Origin of the sequence: Amycolatopsis sp. cmx-8-4 (genome assembly GCF_046548675.1) — a bacterium.
GTDB lineage: Bacteria > Actinomycetota > Actinomycetes > Mycobacteriales > Pseudonocardiaceae > Amycolatopsis.
In genome coordinates this window covers 1-952 of the sequence record NZ_JAEBDZ010000097.1, presented here as the reverse complement: position 1 = coordinate 952, position 952 = coordinate 1, and the positions used below count along the sequence as shown (strand labels likewise).

The 952-nt window shown below is 65.0% G+C and carries 1 protein-coding gene; it reads right to left on the bottom strand.

Annotated elements, in window-relative coordinates:
* Positions 1-747 carry a transposase gene (locus ACLJQZ_RS48560; protein ID WP_410628514.1) on the bottom strand — a complete coding sequence of 249 codons (747 nt, stop codon included), beginning with the start codon at positions 745-747 and terminating at the stop codon, positions 1-3.
* Positions 748-952 lie beyond the last annotated feature (205 nt).

Below are 952 nucleotides of genomic sequence, written 5' to 3'. Positions count from 1 at the left end.
CTAGTACTCCAGCCGGGCTTCGTGATCTTCATGGCTCCTGGAGCGATTGGCGCTGGTAGTGGGCTTGTGTGCGCGATATTGATGGCGTCGGCGCCAGTACGAGCAGTGCAAGACGTGCTGGATGTCCGCGACCGGCGTAACTACCAACGCGTTGTAGAGATGACGGATCTCGTTGAGAGTCAACGGGACCAGCCCGGTCGGGACAGGTGTGGCGCGGGCGGTGACCGTGACGATCGCGAGGAACGCGTGAACGAGCAGCACCAGGGTTGTCCAGCGGTACCAAGACCTCCATGTGCGGCACTGGTGTTCATCCAGACCGGTCTGTCCTTTCGAGGTCTGAAAGGACTCCTCGACGGTCCATCGGCGCCCGGCAATCCGCACCAGCGTCGCCAGTGGCACCCGGCCTGGTGCGTAGCAGCGGTAATAGGCCAGCTCGCCGGTACGGCGGTTGCGCCAGACCAGCAGCCACCGATGCCCAGCGGGCTCGTCCTGGCCGCCCACGAGACTGATCCAGGCCCAGTCGTAGAACCGGTGTCCTTTCGCGCCTTTCCCCGCGGACAGGCGCTGCCAGGCGCGTTTCGCCACCCGCTCGACCAGCTCGTCGGCCCGATACTTACCCGTGACAGTGGTGACGCGGTGATCGCAGGCCACCGCCATCACATACCCCACCTGCCGGGTCTCCAGATCGGCCCGCAGCGTCGGGTTGCCGCCATAGACCTCGTCGCCGGCCACCCAGCCGGCGGGCACGCCACCCGTGCCATCAGCTCGTCAAACTTCTCCCGCCAGCCCACGGGGTCGACCCCGACGGGGTCTACGATGACGCTCGCGGCCACCACACGATCTTGTTGTGTCCACACAACAACTCATGATCAACCGGTGGCCGCACCCACGTTCACGCACCCCTCACCAGCCAAGATCATGAAGCCCGGCTGGAGTATTAGTGGACAGGATG